Raw genomic sequence first — 17,942 nt, 5'->3', positions numbered from 1 at the left:
GTGGGGGCCATCTGTGTGGACGTCGGCACCTCGGTGATCAAGGCGGTCGGCTACGACCGCCACGGCGCGGAGGCCGCCGTCGCCAGGAGCCAGGCCGCCGTGCGACGGCCCGCGCCCGACCGGGCCGAGCAGGACATGGCCGAGGTCTGGGACGCCGTCGCGCGCACCGTCCGCGAGGCGCGCGAGGCGCTCGGCGAGCCCGTCGACTTCCTCGCGGTCACCGCGCAGGGCGACGGCGCGTGGCTCGTCGACGCGCACGGCGACCCCGTCGGGCCCGCGGCGCTGTGGAACGACGGGCGCGCCGCGTCGGTCGTGGACGGCTGGGCGGCCGACGGCCTTCCGGCACGTGCCTTCCGCACGGGTGGCAACCCCACCTTTCCCGGCCTGTCTCACGCGCTGCTCACGTGGCTCAAAGCCAACGAGCCGGAACGGATCGACAAGGCGGCGGCCTGTCTGACCTGTGGAGGCTGGATCTTCTCCCGTCTCACAGGACAGCTCGCCGTTGACGTCTCCGACGCGTCCGCGCCCTTCCTCGACCTGCGGACCCGCCGCTACTCCCCGGAACTCCTCGCCCTGTTCGGCATGGAGTGGGCGGCGAGGCTGCTTCCGGAGCCCCGCGAGGGCGCGGGACGCGTCGCCGCCCTCACCGCCGAAGCTGCCTCCCTGCTGGGACTTCCCGCAGGCACCCCCGTAGTGCTCGCGCCCTACGACATCGCGGCGACCGCACATGGGGTCGGCGCGATCGAGCCGGGCACCGCGTGCGGCATCCTCGGCACCACGCTGTGCACCGAGACGCCGGTCGCCGAGCCGCCCCTTGACGGTGATCCCGTCGGCGTCACGCTGGCGCTTGACGACGGCTACCTGCGCGCGTTCCCGACGCTCGCGGGCGTCGACGTCCTGCACTGGGCCTGCCGCGCCCTCGGCGCACCCGGTCCGGACGCCCTCGCCGAGCTCGCCTCCCGCGCGGAGCCCGGAGCCGACGGCCTCGTCTTCCTCCCGTACCTTTCGCCGGCCGGGGAGCGGGTGCCCTTCACCGACCCGTCAGCGCGCGGCACGCTCGTCGGCCTGACCCTGCACCACGGGCCCGAGCACCTGGCCCGCGCGGTGTTCGAGGGGCTGTCCCTCGTCGTGCGCGACTGCCTCGCGGCGATCGGCTCGCCCGTCGCCGACCTGCGGGTGTGCGGGGGCGGCGCGGCGAACGCGTTCTGGACCGGCCTGATCGCCGACGTCACCGGCCTGCCCGTGCACCGCTCGGCCGACCGCGAGGTGGGCGCGCGCGGCGCGCACCTGACCGGCCTCGTCGCGACGGGCGCGCACCGCGACCTCGCCGACGCCGCGCGCGGGCTCGTCAGGCTCCGCGACACCTTCGAGCCCGCCCCCGCGCGCTATGACGATGTGTTCACCAGGTTCCGCGCGCTCCGCGACGGAACCCCGCCCTGGAGGCGCGCATGACGGTCTGGGTAGGCATCGACCTCGGGACCCAGAGCGTCAGGGCGATGGCCGTCACCGACGCCGGAGACGTGGTGGGCGCGGCGAGCCGTCCGCTCACCAGCCGCCGCGACGGCGACCGGCACGAGCAGGACCCCGAGCAGTGGTACGCCGCGCTCGCCGCGGCCTGCGCCGAGGCGCTGCGAGACGTCCCGTCCGACGAGGTCGGCGGCGTCGCGGTCGACGCGACGTCCGGCACGGTCCTCCTGGTGGACGACGCGGGCGCCCCCCGCTCCCCCGCCCTCATGTACGACGACCGCCGCGCCGCGGCGTTCCTGCCGCGCGTCAACGAGGCGGGCGGCGCGGTCTGGGACCGGCTCGGCTACCGGGCGATGCAGCCGCCGTGGGCGCTGCCGAAGCTGCTGTGGCTGCTGCGCGAGTTCCCCGGCGACTTCCGGCTCGCCCACCAGAACGACTACGTCAACCGTCGTCTGGTGGGCCGCGCGACGGCCGCCGACCTCAGCAACGCGCTCAAGACCGGCGTCGATCTGATGGCCGAGGACTGGCCGCGCGACGTCATGGCCGCGCTCGGCGTCCCGGACGCGGTGCTGCCGCCCGTGGTCCGTCCCGGCTCTGTGCTGGGGACGGTGTGCGCGGCGGCGTCTAAGGAGACCGGTCTCCTCGAGGGCACGCCGGTGATCGCCGGGACGACCGACGGGTGCGCCGCGCAACTCGGCGCGGGCGCGACGACGCCCGGGAGCTGGAACAGCGTGCTCGGCACGACCCTCGTGCTCAAGGGCGTCACCCGCGAGCCGGTGCGCGACCCGCTGGGCGTCGTCTACTCCCACCGCGCGCCCGACGGCGGCTGGCTGCCGGGCGGCGCGTCGAGCACAGGCACGGGAGTTCTCTCCCGCGACCTTCCGGGCCGCGACCTCGACAAGCTGTCTTACGAGGCCGCCCGACGGCCCGCCCTCGACGCCGTCACCTATCCGCTGGTCTCCCCCGGCGAACGGTTCCCCTTCAACGCCCCCGAAGCGCGCGGCTTCACCCTGGGCGAGATAGACGACGACGTAGCGCGCTACGCGGCCGCCATCAGGGGCGCGGCCTTCATCGAACGGTTGTGTTTCGACTACCTGGATCTGCTCGGCGCTCCGGTCGACGGTGAGATCATCCTGACGGGCGGGGCGGCCCGCAGCCGTTACGTCACCCAGGTCCGCGCCGACGCGCTCGGCCGTCCGGTGACGCTGCGGGAGAACGCGGAACCCGCCCTCGGCATGGCGCTGCTCGCCCAGGGGCTCACCGCGACGATGGCCCGCACCCGCGAGGTGGTCGAACCGCGCCCCGCCGATCAGGCCCACTACCTGCGGTTCGTGGACGCGCTGGCCGCACGGGGCTGGCTGCCCGCCCACGTCGCCGCGCACGCACACGAAAGAAGCGCACGATGACCGATCTTGTCCTCGTCAGGCACGGGCAGACCGTCTGGCACGCCGAGAACCGCTACGCGGGCGTCAGCGACGTCGCGCTGACCGACGAGGGGACGCGGCAGGCCGAACGGCTCGCCGTGTGGGCCAAGGGCGCGGGGCTCGACGCCGTCTGGTCCTCGACCCTGAGCCGCGCCCGCATCACCGCCCAGGCCAGCGCCGACGCGGCGGGCCTCGACCTGCGGGTCGACGCGCGGCTGCGCGAGCTCGACTTCGGCCGGGCCGAGGGGCTCACCAAGGCCGAGCAGGAGGCGGCGTTCCCCGCCGAGCGGGCCGCGTTCGAGGCCGACCCCGCCGCGCACCCGCTGCCGGGCGGCGAGGACCCGCACGCGGCTGCCGAACGGTTCATCTCCTGCCTCGCGGAGATCGAGGGCGGGCGCGTCCTCGTCGTCGCGCACACCACCGCGATCAGGCTCGCGCTGTGCCGGCTGCTCGGCCTGCCGCTCGGCGAGTACCGACGGCTCCTGCCGCGCCTGGACAACGGCGCGCTCACCGAGATCCGCCTGCGCGACGGACGCGCGGCGCTCCTGCAGTACAACTCTCCCACCCAGTGACGGAGCTTTCCCCGTGACCATCCGGATTCTCACAGCAGGCGACCACTTTGTCCTGAACAGCCTTTTTCTCGAGGCATTGCGCCGGGAGATCCCCGGCGACTTCGAGACGCGTGAGCTGACCCTCCCGTGGCCGCTGACGCCGTTCGGCAGGGTCGGCGAGGTCAACGAGGCGTCCGACGTCGAGGACGAGCTGATCGCCGCGCTCGACGGCGTCGACGTCTGCGTGACCCAGATGGCCCCGTTGACCGAGAAGGTGCTCGCCGCCGCGCCCCGGCTGCGGCTGTTCGGCGTCAGCCGGGGCGGCCCGGTGAACGCCAACCTCGACGCCGCCACGGAGGCCGGCGTCGCGGTGACGTTCGCGCCGGGCCGCAACGCGGTCGCGACGGCCGAGCACACCCTGGCCATGCTGCTCGCCGCCACCCGCAGGATTCCCGCGACGCACGGCGACCTCGCGGGCGGCGTCTGGCGCGGCGACTACTACAGGTACGAGAGCGTCGGCCCCGAGCTGGCCGGGAGCACCGTCGGACTCGTCGGCTACGGGGCGATCGGGCGGAAGGTCGCGGCGATGCTGCGCGGGTTCGGCGCGACGGTCCTCGTCCACGACCCGTATCTCGCGCCCGCCGACGCGCCCGAGATCGAGCTCGTCGCCCTGCCCGAGCTGCTGGAACGTTCCCGTTTCCTCAGCCTGCACGCCCGCGCGACCGCCGAGAACCGGGGCATGATCGGCAAGGGCGAGCTCGCCGCGCTGCCGCGCGGGGCCGTCGTGGTGAACTGCGCGCGCGGCTCCCTGCTCGACTACGACGCGCTGTGCGACGCGCTGGAGACCGGCCACCTGTTCGGCGCGGCCACCGACGTGTTCCCCGAGGAGCCGATCCCGGCGGGCTCGCGGCTGCTCACCGCGCCGAACCTCGTGATGACCCCGCACCTGGCGGGCGCGTCCAAGGAGACCGCGATGAACGCCGCGACGATCGTGGCCGCCGACGTCGCCCGGCACCTGCGCGGCGACCTGCCGCTGCACCTCGCCAACCCCGACGTCCTCGCCCGGGCGCGGGGGTAGATCGCGGGATGGATACGGTGGAGCGGTGAGCTTCTGGTCGATCTACGAACACGGTTTCGCCCGCGTCGCCGCCTGCACCGGGCACACGGCGATCGCCGACCCGGCGGCCAACGCCGAGGCCGTGCTGGCGCAGGCGCGGCGCAGCGCCGAGGAGGGCGTCGCGGTCGCCGTCTTCCCCGAGCTGTGCCTGACGGGGTACTCGATCGAGGACCTGCTGCTCCAGGACGCGGTGCTGGACGAGGTCGAGGCGGCCGTCGCGGCGGTCGCGGCGGGGTCGGCCGGGCTGATGACCGTGCTCGTCGTCGGCGCGCCGCTGCGGCACCGGAACCGGATCTACAACTGCGCTGTCGTGGTGCACCGGGGGCGGGTCCTGGGCGTCGCGCCGAAGTCGTTCGTGCCGAACTACCGCGAGTTCTACGAGCAGCGACAGCTCGCGTCCGGCGTCGACGAGCGGGGCGGCACGATCCGGCTCGGCGGCGTAGACGTCCCGTTCGGCGTCGATCTGCTGTTCGCGGCCGACGACGTGCCGGGGCTCGTCCTTTATGCGGAGATCTGCGAGGACATGTGGGTGCCGGTGCCGCCCAGCGCGGAGGCGGCGCTGGCGGGGGCGACGGTGCTGGCGAACCTTTCCGGCAGCCCGATCACCGTCGGGCGGGCCGAGGACCGTCGGCTGCTGTGCCGGTCGGCGTCGTCGCGCTGCCTGGCGGCGTATGTGTACGCGGCGGCGGGCATCGGCGAGTCGACCACCGACCTGGCCTGGGACGGCCAGACGATGATCTACGAGAACGGCGCGCTGCTCGCCGAGACCGAGCGGTTCCCGTCGGGCGACCGGCACGCGGTCGCGGACGTCGACCTCGACCTGCTGCGGCAGGAGCGCGCGCGGATGGGCACGTTCGACGACAACCGCCGCGCCCACGCCGCGCGCACCGACGGGTTCCGGCGCGTCGGATTCGTCCTCGACCCGCCGAGGACCGACCTCGGGCTGCGCCGGCGCGTCGAGCGGTTCCCGTTCGTGCCCGCCGACGCCGCGCGGCTCGCCCAGGACTGCTACGAGGCGTACAACATCCAGGTCGCCGGGCTCCAGCAGCGGCTCGGCGCGATCGGGAACCCGAAGGTCGTCATCGGGGTGTCCGGGGGCCTTGACTCGACGCACGCGCTGATCGTCGCGGCCCGCGCGATGGACCGCGCGGGACGCCCGCGCACCGACATCCTCGGGTTCACGCTGCCGGGCTTCGCCACCGGCGACCACACCAAGGACAACGCGCACAAGCTGATGCGCTCGCTCGGCATCACCGCCGCCGAACTCGACATCACCCCGACCGCGCGGCTGATGCTGAAGGAGATCGGGCATCCGTTCGCCGAGGGCGAGCCGGTGTACGACGTCACCTTCGAGAACGTCCAGGCCGGGTTGCGGACCGACTATTTGTTCCGGCTCGCCAACCAGCGCGGCGGGATCGTGCTGGGGACGGGCGACCTTTCGGAACTTGCGCTCGGGTGGTCGACTTATGGCGTCGGCGACCAGATGAGCCACTACAACGTCAATTCCGGGGTGCCGAAGACGCTGATCCAGCATCTCATTCGCTGGGTCGTCAGCAGCGGGCAGTTCGACGCGGAGACCGGCGGCACGCTCACCGCGATCCTCGACACCGAGATCAGCCCGGAACTCGTGCCCGGCGAGGAACTCCAGTCGACGGAATCGAAGATCGGCCCGTACGCGCTGCACGACTTCACGCTCTTCCACGTGCTGCGTTTCGGACTCCGTCCGTCGAAGATCGCCTTTCTCGCGTGGCACGCGTGGCACGACGCGGACGCCGGCGCGTGGCCGCCCGGGTTCCCCGAAGCCAAGCGGGTGTCTTACGACCTGGCCACCATCCACCGCTGGCTCGAGGTCTTCTGCCGCCGCTTCTTCGCGTTCGCCCAGTTCAAGCGCTCGGCGATGCCCAACGGGCCGAAGGTCTCGGCCGGGGGGTCGCTGTCGCCGCGCGGCGACTGGCGCGCGCCCTCCGACGGCAACGCCGAGGCGTGGCTGCGCGACCTCGCCCGCTGGGACCTTTCGGCGACGGAACCACCGAAGCCCTAGAGGCTGACGGATCAGTGATGAGCGCGGGCGCCCGAAAGGGGACCCGCGCTCACTTCATGTCGCCTTTCCTCCGTGATGGGTACTCACCGGAGAATTACCGGCGTCGAATTGGAGCGATCCAAGGCACATTCGGGCGCGATTTTTGTCACCGGAGTGAGCATTCGCATTACGCAGAAAGTGATGGGTTACATGGGGGGTGCGTTTCGGCTAAGAATGTGGGGCGGTCAGGGGCGGACCGCGCGGCCCGATCGCGTCGGCACCGGCTGACCGCGGCGCGACGGGCCCGTCGAGTCAGGAAAGTCGCGCGAAGGGAAGGGCGCATGGCGCTCCCGATCGGCCTGGCGTTCGTCTCCGGGTGCCTGTACTACCTGGGGTTCGTCTTCTTCAAGGACGCGGCGGCCGTCCTGCCGCCGCTGCGCGCCACCCGGCCAGGGGCCTTCGCGGGCTCCGTCGTGCGGAACGGGCGCTGGCTCGTCGGGGCCGCGCTGATGGGCGCGGGGGTGGTGATCCAGGTCGTCGCCGCGCCGAGACTGCCGATTCCCGTGCTGGTCACCGCGCTGCTCACCGGGCTCGCCGCGCTCGTCGTGCTGTCCCTCGCGGTGACCGGCGAACGTCCCGGCGGGGCCGAGGCCGCCTGGCTGACGGCGATGGCCGCGGGCGGGCTCCTCGTCTCCTGGTCGTCGCCCGCGGTCCCGGCCGAGGTGCCCGGCGTGTCCCTCGCGCTGCTCGCTGTCGTGTCGCTGGGGCTGCCCGTGCTGCTGTTCACGGTCGGCGACGCACGGCCCGACGGCCGGCACGCCCGTCCGCTGACCGGCATCGCCTACGGGGTCGGCGCGGGCGTCCTCGTCGGGTTCGCCGAGCTCGCCTTCAACCTCCAGGCCCGCGCGGGCTGGGGCGTCGACGCCTTCACCGGGCCGCTCGTTCCGCTGTTCCTCGTCGGCGTCACCCTCGGCCTCGCCCAGCTCCAGATGGCGCTCCAGCGCTGCCGTCTCCTCACCGTCGTCTTCGTCGCGACGGTCGTCGCCAAGGCGTTCCTCGTCGTCGGCTGCGGCCTCCTCGCCCTCCCCGCCCCCGGCCCCGCCTTCACCACGCCCTGGCTCCTGGCCGCCGGCCTCCCCCTCATCGTCCTCTCCCTTGTCCTCATCCCCACCCACGAACCCACGGGCCCCGCGCACGAGCCGACGCGGCCTTCCCGTTAGCCGCCCGGTCACAGGTCGGCGGCGTCGAGGACCGCGCGTGCGAACTGCTCGGGAGCCTCCTGGGGGACGTTGTGGCCGACGTCCTTCAGGACGCGGTGTTCGTAGGGGCCGGTGAACTTGGCGCGGTAGGCGGCGTCGCTGCCTCCCGCGCCGAAGGGATCAAGGGCCGCGTCTACGGCGATCGTGGGGACCGTGATGGTGGGGCTTGCCGCGAGTTTGATCTCCAGGTCGTCGTAGCGGGGTTCGCCTTCGGCGAGGCTGAGCCGCCAGCGGTAGTTGTGGATGACGATGGGCACCCAGTCGGGGTTCTCGAAGGCGCGGGCGGTGCGGTCGTAGGTGGCGGCGTCGAAGTCCCAGGTCGGGGAGGCGAGCCGCCAGACGAGCTCGCCGAAGTCGTGCCGGTTGCGGGTGAGGCCCTTCTCGCCGCGCGGCGTCGCGAAGTAGTACTGGTACCACCACACATGCTCGGCGGACGGGTTCAGCGGCTCCTTCTGCGCCGCGCGGTTCGTGATCAGGTACCCGCTCGTGGACACCAGGGCCTTCACCCGCTCGGGCCACAGGGCGGCGACGATGTCGGCGGTCCGCGAACCCCAGTCGAACCCGGCGAGGACTGCCTTCGGGATGCCCAGGGCGTCCATGAGCGCGATGAGGTCTACGGCGAAGGCGGACTGCTGGGCGTTGCGGACCGTGGCGTCGTCGAGGAAGCGCGTGGTGCCGTGGCCCCGCAGATACGGGACGATCACGCGGTGGCCCTGGGCGGCGAGCAGGGGCGTCACGTCGGCGTAGCTGTGGATGTCGTAGGGGAAGCCGTGCAGCAGAATCACGACGGGGCCGTCCTGCGGCCCGGCCTCGGCATAACCGACATTCAGCAGACCCGCATCGATCTGCTTCAACGGCCCAAACCCAATGCCCGCCTCCCCGTCCCCCGCCGGCTCCCCCACCGGATTCCCCCCGCCCCCACTGGCGGCCCGCACCCCCGCAACCGCCCCCACCACCGCCCCAACCGACACCACCCTGACAAACCCCCGCCTATCCACCCCGCCACCCCTTCCCAAATCGACCCAACCCCCAGACCCATCCCCTTGACTCGGCAACCGTCCGGCCACGAGATCTGCCGCGTTCTCTCAAGGTCCGTCCGGAGGCCGGTCCACGCGGAGGCTAAGGGCTTCGGCGCTCACGAGTCGTCGGTGTGCAGCGCGCCGCGCAGCGCCGTGACGGCCTGGGCGACGGCCGCGCGGACGGCCCTGCTGTCGCTGAGCGGGTCGAGCATCATGAAGTCGTGCAGCGTGCCGTTGTAGCGGACGCTCGTGGTCGGCACGCCCGCCTCGGTGAGCTTGCGGGCGTATGCCTCGCCCTCGTCGCGCAGCACGTCGTTCTCGTCCACGATCACCAGCGCGGGCGGCAGGCCGGCGAGCTCGTCAAGTGAGGCGCGGAGCGGCGACGCGGTGACCTCGGCGCGCTCGGCCGGGTCGGTGGTGTAGGCGTCCCAGAACCAGGCCATCGCCTTGGCGGTCAGGTAGGGGCCGTCGGCGAACTCCCGGTAGCTCGCGGTGTCCTGGGCGGCGTCGGTGACCGGGTAGTAGAGCGACTGGTGGACGAAGGTGACGTCGCCGCGCCGCTTGGCCATCAGGGTCAGCGCCGCGGCCATGTTCCCGCCGACGGAGTCACCGGCGACCGCAATGCGCGAGACGTCAAGGCCCTCCCCCGCGCCGTTGGCCGTCAGCCACCTGGCGGTCGCGTATGCCTGCTCGATCGCGACGGGGTAGCGGGCCTCGGGCGAGCGGTCGTACTCGACGAACGCGACGGCGGCCCGCGCGCCCACGGCGAGTTCGCGGACGAGCCTGTCATGGGTGTTCGCGTCGCCGATCACCCATCCGCCGCCGTGCACGTAGAGGATGACGGGGAGGTCGTCTCCCGCGCCGGGCGGACGGACGATCCGCACCCGCACGTCGCCGACGTCGGCGGGCACGGTGATCCATTTGTCGTCCACGTCGGGTTTGGTGGCCGCGGCGTCGCGTTGCAGGTCCTCGAGGAGCTTGCGTGCGCCTTTCGGGCCCAGTTCGTACAGGAACGGGGGCTTGGCTGTGGCGTCGGCGATCGCGCGTGCCTCGGGGTCCAGTGTGCGGGTGCTCATGATGGTTCTCCTTTCGTGGGACGGGGGTTCTCGGTGGGGGAGCGTCAGGTGTTGGTGGGGAGCCAGGTGTTGTAGGGGATTTCGCCGAGGGTTGCGTCGGTGGTGGGGACTAGGGTGAGGTTGTCTAGTTCGGCGCCGAAGTAGTGGGCGTGGGGGTCGGTGACGACGGTGCGGGGGTCGTGCCAGGCGTGGAGTGCTTCGCGGAAGAAGTCGTCCATGCGGTAGCGGGTCGGGCCCGCGATCTCGAGTGAGCCGTTGAGCGGGGTTGCGATGGCGGTCTTGGCGACGTTGTCGGCGACGTCGTCGGCCGCGATCGGCTGGAACGCGACCGGGGCGATGTGGACCTCGCCGTCCTCGGTCGCGCCGTCGGCGATGCGCTTGCCGAACTCGTAGAACTGGGTCGCGTGGACGATCGAGTAGGGCACGCCCGACTCCTTGATCAGATCCTGCTGGGCGATCTTCGCCCGGAAGTAGCCGATGTCGGGACGCCGGTCGGTGCCCACGACGGACAGCGCGACGTGGTGGGCGACGCCCGCCTCCTTCTCGGCGGCCAGCAGGTTGCCCGTCGACTTCTCGAAGAACTCGAGGACTTCCGCGTCCTCGAAGGACGGCGAGTTGGACACGTCGATGACGACGTCGGCCCCCTTCAACGCCGCACCGAGCCCTTCGCCCGTGAGCGCGTTGACACCGGTACTCGGGGCTGCCGCCACCGCCTCGTGTCCCCGCGCGCCGAGCTTCGCGACGAGCTTCGACCCGATCAGCCCGGTCCCCCCGATGATCACAATCCGCATGGTCCCTCCCCTTCCCCCTCTCCGTAATTCCTTTCCCCCCACCCACCGCCTAAGACAGCCCCACTCCCCCACCCTCGACCCACCGCGACCTGCCCTTTTACCGCGACCACCCGCCCGCTTTACCGTCACAAAAGAGAGCTTTGCCCTCTTCTGGGAGACCGGCCGCGCCGCGACAGCGGCCGCGCGAGGGCTCAGGAAAGAAGGCCGCGTGCCTCGTCCACGACGCGGGCGACGATCTCAGCGGCGGGTTCCACCTCATGCACAAGCCCCGCCGAGCAACCCGCATACAAGGCCATCGCCTCAAGGTCCCCGGCCATCCCGGGCAACGGCATCATGTCGCCGTAGCGGAGGTAAGCGGTGCCGTCCGGCCCCGTCGCGACGACGTCGCCCTCACCCGGCCGGTCCGGAGAGCCAGGCCGCCCGGCCGCCTCCCACGCGCGAAGCGTGCTGTTCTCCAGCGCCCGATGCGGCGCGTCAGGCCACCCCCCGTCGAACGCGAGCGTGCGCACGGCCGACGTCTCCGCCGCACCGATCACCCGATCCCGGTAGACCTCATGCGTCGCCGCCTCCCGCGCCGCCAGAAACCGCGTCCCCATCCACACACCCTGCGCCCCGAGCACAAGCGCCGCCGCAAGCCCCCGCCCGTCCGCGATGCCCCCCGCCGCGATCACCGGCACGTCCCCCACAGCGTCAACGACCGCGGGCACCAGCACCATCGTCGGAACCCCACCCCGCACATGCCCGCCCGCCTCAACCCCCTGCGCGACCACAACATCAACCCCCGCCTCCACCGCCGCGACGGCCTCCGCCGCCGACGACACGGTGTGCAGATGGACCGCGCCCGCCCCATGAATGCGCTCGACATAGGGCGCGGGATCGCCCCAGAACGTCGAAACGACCCGGACCCCGGCCGCCAAGCACAGCTCGATCTTCTCCTCAACCGCGAACGCCAGCACCGCGTTCACCCCGAACGGCCCGGACGTAAGTGCCCGAATTCGGCGCAAACTCTCCCTGATCTCCGCGGTTCTCATCCATGTCACCGACAACATGCCAAGTCCACCCGCCGCCGCGACGGCGGCCACCAGTTCTGCGGTGCAGGCGCTTCCGATTGGTGCTTGCACCACTGGAACCCGCATTCCCAGCCGCGCGCAGAGCGCGGTGCCCAGCCTGTCCATCCGCCCATCCTTCCCGCCCGTCGGCTCCCGCGAAAACCCCTCGGCGGCCGTGTCTTGGGTCGGGGTGGGGGTGTGGTTAGTCGGGGGGGTGGGAGAGGGCGTGCATGGTGGGGGTTGTGGTGGTGGAGAGGGATTGCCAGAGGGGGTAGGTGTGGTCGTATTGGGGGGTTAGGGAGGGGTTGGGGTGGATGGTGGGGCCTTCTTGGATGTAGTGGGTGATGGCGGTCCAGGTGGGGAGGGTCGTGGTGGCTATGGCGGCGGAGACGGCTGCGCCGAGGGAGGCGCCGGGGTGGGATTTAAGGGTGCGGAGGGGGGTTTGGAGGATGTCGGCGTGGATCTGTTTCCAGAGGGGGGAGGTGGAGCCGCCGTTGGTGACCGTGGCGGAGGTGAGGGTTATGCCGCGGGAGGCGAGGACTTCGGCGTTGTGGCGGAAGCCGAAGGCGACGCCCTCGAGGGCCGAGCGGTAGAGGTCGGCGCGGTCGTGGCCCAGGTGGAGGCCCGCGAAGACACCGCGGAGGAGGGGGTCGTTGAGGGGGGTCTTTTCGCCCAGGAAGTAGGGGAGGCAGAGGATGGAGGCGGGGGCGCGGTCGGCGGCTTCGGCGTCCATGGCCCGGAGATCGTCAACGCCCAGGAGGGACTGGACCCAGCGGACGAGGCTGCCGCTCGTCGCCATGCAGCCGTTGGGGAGCCAGAGGCCGTCGATGGGGTGGCGGTCCAGGTAGAAGCGGTCGTCGGCGACGGGTTCGGCGCTGACGGCGAGGATGTCGCCCGCGCCGCCGAGTTTGACGAGCCAGTCGCCGGGTTCGGTGAGGCCCGCGCCGTAGGCGGAAAGGACGTGGTCGGCCCCGCCGACGGCGAGGGGGACGCCGCGCGGGAGGCCGACGCGGTCGGCGATCGTGGGCAGCAGCTCGCCGACGACGGTCCCGCCCGCCTCCACCGGGGGCAGCCGGTCGCCCAGCCCGCCCGCCGCGACGGCGGGCGCGAACCGCTCCCCGGAAAGGTCGAAAAGCCCAGATTCGATCGCCCAGTTCAGCTCGACGTGTGGCCGCGCGCCCAGCCAGGTGAGCACCGCGTCGTACGACCCGAGGACCGTCGCGGTCCGCTCCCACACGTCGGCCTCATGCGTCCGCAGCCAGCGTGCCGTGGGCGCGACCGACTGCTGGGTCACCGGCGAGCCGGTGCGGGCGAGGACGTCGGTGTCCCGAAGCAGCTCCCGCACCTCGGCCACCTCGCCGACCGCGCGCGCGTCGTTCTGCAGGATCGCGTTCCGCAAAGGCCGACCCGCCTCGTCAAGGCAGACGACCGCCGGAACCATCCCCGTCGTCGCGATCCCGACGACGCGTGCGGCGTCGATCTTCGCGGCGAGCTCGGCGAGGACGTCGGCGACGTTCGCCTCCCACTGCGCCGGGTCGGCCTCCGCCCACCCCGGCCTGGGCGAGCCGAGCGCGTTGCCGCGCGCGGCCTCGGCGACAAGCCCGCGCTCGACGTCCAGCGCGACGCCCTTGACGCCGGTCGTGCCGATGTCGAGCCCGATCGTGATCGCGGAGCTCACGCCCGCGCCGCTTCCACAAAGCGCCGGGCCCGGACGGGGTCGACCCGGTTCCAGGTGCTGCCGTCGACCTTGAGCGACGACCCGACGATGCAGCCGTCGGCGATCTTCAGCAGCTCGGCGATGCTGTCCTCGCGGGCCCCGGTGTTGAGCATGACGGGCACCTCGTCCGGGACGCTCTCGCGCACCTCGCGCAGCGTCCGCGCGGACGGCTCGGCCCCGGCCATCGGCCCGGAAACAAGGATCACGTCCGCGAGGCTCGACACCACGGTCGAGCGCGCTATCTGCGCGGGCGTACGGTCCCCGATGGGTGAGGCGAACTCCGGCGTCACGTTCATGAAGATCGCGAGGTCGTCGTTGTCGAGACGGCGACGCTCGCGCAGCGTGTGCGCGGCGTTGGTGTTCCACAGTCCCATGTCCGACTCCCACACCCCCGTGACGACCTCGCGCATGAAGCTCGCGCCCGTCGCGACCGCCGTGGCGAGCGCGATCCTGCTGTCCCACAGATAGTCGACCCCGAAAGGCACGGAATCCGGACGGCACTCGGTGACGACCCGCGCCATCACCGCCGCCGCCTCAGGCCCGGCGTTCAGCTCATATGGCCGATCGTTCTCATTGCAGAACATGACGGCGTCGAACCCCGCGTCCACCAGCACCGCGACCTCCTCGCTGACCTGGTCGACGATGCCCTGCACCCCCGCTCCCGCGTCATAAAGGGGAGTCCCCGGCAGCGCCGGAAGGTGCGCCATCGCGATCAGCGGCTTGGCGGTACCGGCGAAGATCGCCGCGAAACGGTTCATACGCTTTCTCCTGTTCGTTCGCCGACGTCCCGGGAGGTCAGGACGACCTCCGCTCCGGCCGCGCGGGCCGCCTCGACCGTCGGATGGTCCGGCGCGGCGTCCGTCACGAGGACGCCGACGGCGGTGATGGGGGCGATGTTGACGAGATGGACCCTGCCGAGCTTCGCCGCGTCCGCGCCCACGAGGAGCCGGGACGAGGCGGCGAGCGCCGCGCGTTTCACGCTCGCCTCGCCTGGGTGGTACTCGGTGAGGCCCTTGTCGGCGTCGACTCCGGCGACGCCGATGACGAAGGTGTCGCAGTTGAAGCGCTCGAAGGCGCGTTCGGCGTCGTGCCCGACGAGGCTGAGCTCCCCCGGCCTGACGGTCCCGCCGGTGAGGATCACATGCGTGCCGGGCTCGTCGGCGAGCGCCGTCGCGACGGGAAGGCTCGGCGTGATCACGGTGAGCCCGAGCCCGCGCCCCCGGATCGCGTGCGCGACCCGCGCGACGGTGCTGCCGCTGTCCAGCACGACTGTCTCGCCCGGACGCAGCAGCCCGGCCATCGCCGTCGCGATGTGGTCCTTGCTCGCGGCGGCCAGATCGTTGCGCAGCCCGTACGACGGCTCGAACGCGGCGGCCGAGACGGGGATCGCCCCGCCGGACACCCGCCGCACGACGCCCTGACGCTCCAGGGTGTCGATATCCCGCCGAACGGTCATCTCGGACACGCCGAACTCCTCGGCGAGCACGCTGAACTGGACCTCGCCGGTGCGGACCACCTGCTGTTCGATGAGTTTCCGGCGGTCCCGCGCGTTCATGGTGTGGTCTCCCTCGTCCGTCGTCCGGTCATCCTGGACGAGAGGATGTCGTAATCGTCCTGCTGACGGCGCGCCGCCGCGGCGAGATCGAGGGTGTGCACGGCCCGGTCGGTCATGAGCCAGTTCCCGTCGGCCATCGCGTGCGTCACCGACGCCCCCGACGTCCCGTACACGAGGGCGGCTTCGAGCGACTGCGCGCCGACGGGACCGCGCGCCACCTCCGCGAGCGGAACGGCGATGAGGTCCGCGACGGCCCCGGCGACGAGCCGTCCGTCGTCGGGCCCGCCCGCGAGGGCGCGGTGCCCGCCGACCGTCGCGATCCGCAGGATCTCGCGCGGCGTGACCTGGTTGGGCACCCGTGAGGTGAACGCGGCGAGCTTGCCGAGGACGCGCATCTCCTCGAAGAGGTCGGTGTTGGTGTTGTTGCAGACGTTGTCGGAGCCGAGCGCGACGGCGACCCCGTGGTCGAGCGCTTCCCTGACGGGCGCGGCGGGCACCCCGCTCATCATCGCGACGCTCGGGATGACGGCCATCACCGCGCGCGTCCCGGCCAGCAGCGGCAGCTGGTCGGCGGGCAGCGTCGTGCAATGCGCGAGGATCGTCGGCACGTCGAGCATGCCGAGGTCGCGCAGCACCTCAAGGGCGGGACGGCCATAGTGTTCAAGGCACCACGCGTCCTCCTCGCCCGACGTGGAGAAGTGGACGTGCAGACCCGCGTCGAGCCGACGGGCGAGGGCGAGTTCGGCGGCCATCGCCTCGGGGGTGTTGTCCACGAAGTACGCGTGCGGGCCGACCCACGCCGACACACGTCCGTCGGCGGGCAGGCTCTCGGCGAAGCGGGCGGCGGCGTCGAGTTCGCGGGCGCGCGCGGCGTCGTCGCCGAGCTCCACGATGCCCCAGGCGATGCGGGCGCGCAGCCCGGAACGTTCGACGGTCGGCGCGATCTCGTCGGCGTAGAAGTACTGGTCGGCGAAGGCGGTGGTGCCGTGCCGGATCATGTCGCCGCACGACACCGCGACGGACGCGGGGACCATGTCGGGCGTCAGGTGCTCCTCGCGGCTGCGCAGCACCGTGAGGAACCCTTCCATCGTCAGCAGCGAGTGCCCTTCTGCGGTCCCGCGCATCAGCGACATCGGCGTGTGCGCGTGCGCGTTGACCAGGCCGGGCATGACGACGCTCGCCCCGAGGTCGGTGACGCCCGGTCCCGCAGGACGCGCCGCGGGCCTCGCGACGGAGACGATCCGCCCGTCCGCGACCTCGACGGCGCCCGGCGACAGCACGGTGCCCGCGTCATCGTTGACCAGCACATGGTCGGCGACGATCAGTTCTGTCCTTGTCACGCGCCCTCCACCCCGGCCATCAGACGGCCGACGCGTTCCCGGTCGACGTCCGCGCGGTCGAACGGCCCGATCAGCCGCCCGTCGTACATCACCGCGACCCTGTCGGAGAGCGCCATGACCTCGTCGAGCTCGGCCGACACCAGCAGGACGCCCGCGCCCGCCGCGCGCGCCAGCGACAGCGCGCCGTGCACGAACTCGATGCTGCCGACGTCCAGGCCGCGCGTCGGCTGGTTGGCCAGCACCACGCGCGGGCTGCCCGACAGCTCACGGCCGATGACGATCTTCTGGAGGTTGCCGCCGGACAGCGAGCGCACCTGACGGGTCGGCGCGGCCCCGCGCACCTCGTAGTCGGCGATCAGCGACGCGGCGAACCGCCGCCGCGCCCGTCGTCTGATCAGCCCGGCCCGGCTGAACCGGCGGGTCCGGAACGATGTGGACACGGCGTTCTCCTCAAGGGTGGCTTCGAGGTTCAGGCCGACGCGCATGCGGTCGGCGGCGATGTGCGCGATCCCGTGCCGCCGGGTCTCGGCGGGGGCGGCGCGGGTGATGTCGTGGCCGTCGATCGCGACATTTCCCGCTTCGAGGCGGCCGAGGCCGGTGATGGCGTCGATGAGCTCGTCCTGGCCGTTGCCGCCGACGCCCGCGACGCCGAGGATCTCGCCGGACCGCAGCGTCAGGTCGACGCCGCGCAGCCCGCTGCTGCCCTCGACGGTCGGGGCCACCGACGCGCCGGAGACGGTGAGCAGTTCGTCGCCGGGCGGCTGCGTCGCGTAGGAACCCGTCATGGGGACCTCGCGGCCGACCATCATGCGGGCGAGCGCGGCGTTGTCCGCGCCGCCGCGCGCGACCTCGCCGACGACCCTGCCGCGCCGCATCACCACGATCCGGTCGGCGACCTCCTGGACCTCCGGGAGCTTGTGCGAGATGAAGACGACAGACCTGCCGTCGGCGGCCAGGCCCCGCACGAGGGCGATCAGCTCGTCGGCCTCGCGCGGGGTCAGGACGGCGGTCGGCTCGTCGAGGATCACCACCTGGGCGTCCCTGGCCAGGGCCTTCAGGATCTCCACGCGCTGCTGCGCGGCGACCGGGAGGTCCCCGACCCGTCGGCGCGGGTCGAGGACCAGCCCTGAGCGTTCCATCAGCGCGCTGACGCGGCGGACGGCTTCGGCGTCGTCGTAGCGGCCGCGCCGGATCGGCTCCCTGCCGAGCAGCACGTTCTGCGCGACGGTGAAGCTCGGGACGAGCTCGAAGTGCTGGTGCACCATCGCCACCCCGTGCCCGATCGCGGCCTGCGGACCGCTGATCCTGACGGGTGTGCCGTCCACCCTGATCTCGCCCGCGTCCGGCTGGTGGACGCCGAACACGAGGTTCATCAGGGTGGTCTTGCCCGTCCCGTTCTCGCCGATGAGCGCGACGACCTCACCCGGCGCGACGGCGAGGGAGACGTCGTCCACCGCGAGCACCTTCGACGTCGCGAAGTACTTGCGCAGGCCCCGGAGTTCGAGGCGCGGCGGCGCGGTCATCGGCGGTTTCCTCCCTCTGTGCGGTGCGGCGGGC

The 17,942-nt window shown here is 72.3% G+C and carries 15 protein-coding genes; 6 read left to right on the top strand and 9 right to left on the bottom strand.

The features are described from left to right. From R9X44_RS30780 to R9X44_RS30755, 6 genes are all read left to right on the top strand, one after another. Window positions 1-1,452 (top strand): FGGY-family carbohydrate kinase, encoded by a 1,452-nt coding sequence (locus R9X44_RS30780; RefSeq protein ID WP_319817850.1) that lies wholly within the window; start codon window positions 1-3, stop codon window positions 1,450-1,452. After that, window positions 1,449-2,873: an FGGY-family carbohydrate kinase gene (locus tag R9X44_RS30775; RefSeq protein ID WP_319817849.1), complete on the top strand. Its 1,425-nt coding sequence runs from the start codon at window positions 1,449-1,451 to the stop codon at window positions 2,871-2,873. The genes R9X44_RS30780 and R9X44_RS30775 overlap by 4 nt, the downstream gene beginning before the upstream one ends. Continuing rightward, window positions 2,870-3,463 (top strand): histidine phosphatase family protein, encoded by a 594-nt coding sequence (locus R9X44_RS30770; protein WP_319817848.1) that lies wholly within the window; start codon window positions 2,870-2,872, stop codon window positions 3,461-3,463. Before R9X44_RS30775 ends, R9X44_RS30770 begins: the two co-directional genes overlap by 4 nt. 13 nt (window positions 3,464-3,476) lie before the next feature. Continuing rightward, complete coding sequence (locus tag R9X44_RS30765; RefSeq protein WP_319817847.1) at window positions 3,477-4,520, top strand: 2-hydroxyacid dehydrogenase; 1,044 nt, start codon at window positions 3,477-3,479, stop codon at window positions 4,518-4,520. Window positions 4,521-4,545: 25 nt separating this feature from the next. Continuing rightward, a complete protein-coding gene (locus R9X44_RS30760) occupies window positions 4,546-6,600 on the top strand; it encodes an NAD(+) synthase (protein ID WP_319817846.1) in 2,055 nt (684 codons plus the stop codon). A 320-nt stretch (window positions 6,601-6,920) separates the two neighbouring features. Beyond that, the gene (locus R9X44_RS30755) at window positions 6,921-7,799 is read left to right on the top strand and encodes a hypothetical protein (RefSeq protein WP_319817845.1); all 879 of its coding nucleotides are present in this window, start codon (window positions 6,921-6,923) and stop codon (window positions 7,797-7,799) included. Window positions 7,800-7,807: 8 nt separating this feature from the next. Here the strand turns inward: R9X44_RS30755 and R9X44_RS30750 are convergent, their stop codons facing one another. The 9 genes from R9X44_RS30750 to R9X44_RS30710 form a co-directional block, all read right to left on the bottom strand. Continuing rightward, the gene (locus R9X44_RS30750) at window positions 7,808-8,692 is read right to left on the bottom strand and encodes an alpha/beta hydrolase (RefSeq protein WP_319817844.1); all 885 of its coding nucleotides are present in this window, start codon (window positions 8,690-8,692) and stop codon (window positions 7,808-7,810) included. Window positions 8,693-8,973: 281 nt separating this feature from the next. Beyond that, window positions 8,974-9,933 carry an alpha/beta hydrolase gene (locus tag R9X44_RS30745; protein ID WP_319817843.1) on the bottom strand — a complete coding sequence of 320 codons (960 nt, stop codon included), beginning with the start codon at window positions 9,931-9,933 and terminating at the stop codon, window positions 8,974-8,976. 44 nt (window positions 9,934-9,977) lie between these two features. Next, window positions 9,978-10,724 (bottom strand): SDR family oxidoreductase, encoded by a 747-nt coding sequence (locus R9X44_RS30740; protein WP_319817842.1) that lies wholly within the window; start codon window positions 10,722-10,724, stop codon window positions 9,978-9,980. Between the two features lie 191 nt (window positions 10,725-10,915). After that, window positions 10,916-11,899, bottom strand: a complete 984-nt coding sequence (locus R9X44_RS30735) for a nitronate monooxygenase (protein WP_319817841.1) — start codon at window positions 11,897-11,899, stop codon at window positions 10,916-10,918. A 76-nt stretch (window positions 11,900-11,975) separates the two neighbouring features. Then, a complete protein-coding gene (locus tag R9X44_RS30730) occupies window positions 11,976-13,451 on the bottom strand; it encodes an FGGY-family carbohydrate kinase (RefSeq protein ID WP_319817840.1) in 1,476 nt (491 codons plus the stop codon). Continuing rightward, on the bottom strand, window positions 13,448-14,248 hold the full coding sequence (locus tag R9X44_RS30725) for a BtpA/SgcQ family protein (protein ID WP_319817839.1): 801 nt from the start codon (window positions 14,246-14,248) through the stop codon (window positions 13,448-13,450). Before R9X44_RS30725 ends, R9X44_RS30730 begins: the two co-directional genes overlap by 4 nt. Beyond that, window positions 14,245-15,045 carry a DeoR/GlpR family DNA-binding transcription regulator gene (locus R9X44_RS30720; protein WP_319817838.1) on the bottom strand — a complete coding sequence of 267 codons (801 nt, stop codon included), beginning with the start codon at window positions 15,043-15,045 and terminating at the stop codon, window positions 14,245-14,247. The genes R9X44_RS30725 and R9X44_RS30720 overlap by 4 nt, the downstream gene beginning before the upstream one ends. After that, window positions 15,042-16,385 (bottom strand): amidohydrolase family protein, encoded by a 1,344-nt coding sequence (locus tag R9X44_RS30715; protein ID WP_319817837.1) that lies wholly within the window; start codon window positions 16,383-16,385, stop codon window positions 15,042-15,044. Before R9X44_RS30715 ends, R9X44_RS30720 begins: the two co-directional genes overlap by 4 nt. Then, window positions 16,382-17,908, bottom strand: coding sequence for an ABC transporter ATP-binding protein (locus R9X44_RS30710; protein WP_319817836.1), 1,527 nt, complete (start codon window positions 17,906-17,908; stop codon window positions 16,382-16,384). Before R9X44_RS30710 ends, R9X44_RS30715 begins: the two co-directional genes overlap by 4 nt. Window positions 17,909-17,942: the final 34 nt, after the last annotated feature.

It is taken from the genome of Actinocorallia sp. A-T 12471, from assembly GCF_033875155.1.
Taxonomy (GTDB): domain Bacteria; phylum Actinomycetota; class Actinomycetes; order Streptosporangiales; family Streptosporangiaceae; genus Actinocorallia.
This window is presented reverse-complemented; position numbering and strand designations above follow the sequence as displayed.

Coding starts and splice junctions, on each gene's coding strand:
- R9X44_RS30745 (WP_319817843.1), bottom strand. CDS start 9,933: ATGAGCACCCGCACACTGGACCCCGAGGCACGCGCGATCGCCGACGCC.
- R9X44_RS30770 (WP_319817848.1), top strand. CDS start 2,870: ATGACCGATCTTGTCCTCGTCAGGCACGGGCAGACCGTCTGGCACGCC.
- R9X44_RS30755 (WP_319817845.1), top strand. CDS start 6,921: ATGGCGCTCCCGATCGGCCTGGCGTTCGTCTCCGGGTGCCTGTACTAC.
- R9X44_RS30720 (WP_319817838.1), bottom strand. CDS start 15,045: ATGAACGCGCGGGACCGCCGGAAACTCATCGAACAGCAGGTGGTCCGC.
- R9X44_RS30735 (WP_319817841.1), bottom strand. CDS start 11,899: ATGGACAGGCTGGGCACCGCGCTCTGCGCGCGGCTGGGAATGCGGGTT.
- R9X44_RS30740 (WP_319817842.1), bottom strand. CDS start 10,724: ATGCGGATTGTGATCATCGGGGGGACCGGGCTGATCGGGTCGAAGCTC.
- R9X44_RS30710 (WP_319817836.1), bottom strand. CDS start 17,908: ATGACCGCGCCGCCGCGCCTCGAACTCCGGGGCCTGCGCAAGTACTTC.
- R9X44_RS30725 (WP_319817839.1), bottom strand. CDS start 14,248: ATGAACCGTTTCGCGGCGATCTTCGCCGGTACCGCCAAGCCGCTGATC.
- R9X44_RS30775 (WP_319817849.1), top strand. CDS start 1,449: ATGACGGTCTGGGTAGGCATCGACCTCGGGACCCAGAGCGTCAGGGCG.